The organism is Paenibacillus terrae (assembly GCF_000943545.1).
Taxonomy (GTDB): domain Bacteria; phylum Bacillota; class Bacilli; order Paenibacillales; family Paenibacillaceae; genus Paenibacillus; species Paenibacillus terrae_A.
The window spans coordinates 1-2,626 of the sequence record NZ_JTHP01000151.1; the positions used below are offsets into that span (position 1 = coordinate 1).

At 40.1% G+C, this 2,626-nt stretch carries 2 protein-coding genes, 4 pseudogenes and 1 riboswitch; of the genes and pseudogenes, 2 read left to right on the plus strand and 4 right to left on the minus strand.

What is annotated here, in order from left to right; all coding sequences use genetic code 11:
- Positions 1-196, plus strand: a pseudogene (locus QD47_RS29280) (tRNA-binding protein); the annotation flags it as partial.
- Between the two features lie 102 nt (positions 197-298).
- On the opposite strand, the pseudogene QD47_RS33605 reads toward QD47_RS29280, so the two are convergent.
- Positions 299-376: pseudogene (locus QD47_RS33605) on the minus strand (YjcZ family sporulation protein); the annotation flags it as partial.
- A gap of 233 nt (positions 377-609) precedes the next feature.
- On the opposite strand from QD47_RS33605, the pseudogene QD47_RS33610 reads away from it, so the two are divergent.
- Positions 610-834 (plus strand): annotated as a pseudogene (locus tag QD47_RS33610) (hypothetical protein); the annotation flags it as partial.
- 151 nt (positions 835-985) lie between these two features.
- Here QD47_RS33610 and QD47_RS29290 read toward each other — a convergent pair.
- The 3 genes and pseudogenes from QD47_RS29290 to QD47_RS32805 all read right to left on the minus strand — a co-directional run.
- Positions 986-1,543: a DUF1003 domain-containing protein gene (locus QD47_RS29290; RefSeq protein ID WP_044649438.1), complete on the minus strand. Its 558-nt coding sequence runs from the start codon at positions 1,541-1,543 to the stop codon at positions 986-988.
- Between the two features lie 313 nt (positions 1,544-1,856).
- Positions 1,857-2,029: riboswitch (M-box (ykoK) riboswitch) on the minus strand.
- 108 nt (positions 2,030-2,137) lie between these two features.
- A complete protein-coding gene (locus tag QD47_RS32800; protein ID WP_200893549.1) occupies positions 2,138-2,308 on the minus strand; it encodes a hypothetical protein in 171 nt (56 codons plus the stop codon).
- A gap of 120 nt (positions 2,309-2,428) precedes the next feature.
- Positions 2,429-2,506, minus strand: a pseudogene (locus QD47_RS32805) (WGxxGxxG-CTERM domain-containing protein); the annotation flags it as partial.
- Positions 2,507-2,626 lie beyond the last annotated feature (120 nt).

Genomic DNA, 2,626 nt, shown 5'->3' on the forward strand with positions numbered 1-2,626 from the left:
TAGTGCACAAATTACAAAAAGATATGTGGCTGAAGATATTATAGGAGAACAAATAATAGGTGTAGTCAACTTTCCTCCTCGACGGATAGCAGGCTTTAATTCAGAGGTATTAGTCCTTAGAGGAATACCCGAAAAGGGGGATGTGGTTCTATTGAAACCAGATATTAAACTACCTGATGGAACACCTATTGGGTGACAGATAAACATTATAAAGGCTCTACCGGTTACATGTTACATACCAGTAGAGCCTTTTATACCGAAACAATGATCGGGCATTACCGTGACATTGCTTTAAAAATTAAATCCAACAGGCTTTAGTGATGATAACCAACAGAATAAAGAGCACCAAAATTGCTGCTGGCGATGTGAAAGCACCAAAACAGTTTTCCCTACGCTCTTCCCTACGCTCTTCCCTACGCTCAGCTCCTCCAACACATTCACTCACATGAACTCCTCCTTTTATTTAGATACTGTATACCGTATGTGTCATTCAATAAATTTGACAAGGCTAAACGGAATTTACTTCAACGAAAAAAAGCCTCTAAAGCCCACCTCGACACTGGATTATCAATTACTTTTTCAAGTGCCTTAATCTCAATTTGAACCGCTCTTACTGTAACAATGGATAATGAATTCGATAAAGAATTCGATTTAAGCAAAAAAGAACTGAGTGCCTTCATCGCTTGGTATGATGCTAAAGATACTGGCAGAGGTCCTTCATTCTTTGCAATTGATAAACACGATAACAACAAGGGGCCATTTAGCAGTCGCAATGACTATGTAATATTCAACAAAATACTCACGTTTGAAGTAAGCGAGTATTCAACTAAATAAACAACAGAAGGACTCCAACCGGCTATATACCGTTGGAGTCCTTCTTTACATCTACTCTAAATTCAAACTGATTCCTCATAAAATAGCTTCCGTTAATCTTAATCAATTCAGGTGAAAACTTTACTATGGGGCCTCCATATAATCCAAAGGGTCATTTGTGTTCTTCATTCATTCGGTTGTTTAGAACAAGTAAGAGTTTTTTAATCTCAATCAGTTCGCCTTCGATCCGATGAAGGTGGCTTTGCATATCGTCAATCTCTTGTTCGGCTTTGTAGTTGATCGCGAAGTCAATGATCGATTCATGCTTATCCCTTGCAGCTTGGCGGTTCTGACTCATCATAATGACTGGAGCCTGGAATGCTGCGATAAAGGACAAACACAAGTTCAACAAGATAAATGGAGGTTCATCGAAATGAAAGCGAGTAAACGGCAAGCTGTTCAAGAGTATCCAGATGGTCAGAAAGATAGCGAAAAAAGTAATAAATCTCCAGCTACCGCCGAATGATGCAATCCGATCCGCAAGACGATCTTGCCAGCTTGTCGTTCTTTGGTACGCTTCATCTAAATGAGAAAGAATGCTATTTTCGTAACTATCGACTAGCCGATCAATACGACGAGTATTTTCCTGATTCAATTCAATATCAAAGCCTTGAATATGAGCAGCACTTTTATTTTGCTGCTTTTTTTGAAAAAAATTCATTTTTGACATGTCGACTGCCTCCTTGTTTTAAGGCAGTCAGGCCCAATACTACCCCGTAGGAGAGGAGTTGCAACCATACTCAATTACGGTATCTAGTTTTAACCCGACTGCCAATAGACTCACTGGTTCTGGATCCGGTTCAGTCGAACTTCGACTACTCATAGAATGGTTCCCCCCCTCTCCCATATCGTATTGTTGGCTCCATATTTTACTTATCTCACAGGAACCATGTCACTGCAAATACCTAACACATTGAAATAAAAACGCCCCTCAGCTCAACTGAAGGGGCGTCGTTCTGCATGCAAGATAAGGCATGCAAATATCCGATTCCCCCAAGTCGAGCTTTAGCACTATACGACGTAAAAGAACCAAAGTTCTTTAGCCACATTAAGAAGAGCCTTAATCCGGCAATTCCTGTTATACCCATTGGCATCTTTCGATGTTTCCGGGCAGTGGCTTATGTTCGTATAGGAGCCTCACCTAACGAGGACATCAATATTTCCCTAGCAAGCATACTGCTGTCCAAATGTGCTGTCAACCCAAATATATTCACTATATTTTACATATGTTTGCACCTGGTGACAACGACGCTGGCACTCCTCCTTACAATGCAAAATAAAAAGTCGCTGTGCCGCAGGTACGGCAAACAGCTAGTCTACAACCTCCATCCACCATATCCTCACTCAACGGCTTTACTACATATACTCTTACCTGGCTTAATGCTGCTGCAAATAGTTCGATATCCGACTTTAACACTTTATATGTATGATTCATGCTTATCACCTCAAATTGCTTTTCGGTGAACGGTGTGGCAATTTCTGTAAGTAAAAAAATCCGCCGACCAGTTAAGGACAGCAGGAATTTTTTAAGGTGTTTTTGAGTTGTTATTTACGATTATCTTTTTTTGTCGTTTTCATGGTCGCGACGTCTTAAACCTGCCAATCCAATTAATCCTAACAAACCAAGCCATCCCTAATTATCATTATCGCCATTGTTATTATTAGTGGCAGCATTTGTGTTCTACCATTTCACCATACCTAAACCACTCCTTTAAATTTGTGTTTGCAATAAATTCTTTAATAGTCGTCGTGT

Excerpts from the sequence above, each read along its gene's own strand:
- QD47_RS29290 (WP_044649438.1), bottom strand. The coding sequence starts at position 1,543 with ATGTCAAAAATGAATTTTTTTCAAAAAAAGCAGCAAAATAAAAGTGCT.
- QD47_RS32800 (WP_200893549.1), bottom strand. The coding sequence starts at position 2,308 with ATGAATCATACATATAAAGTGTTAAAGTCGGATATCGAACTATTTGCA.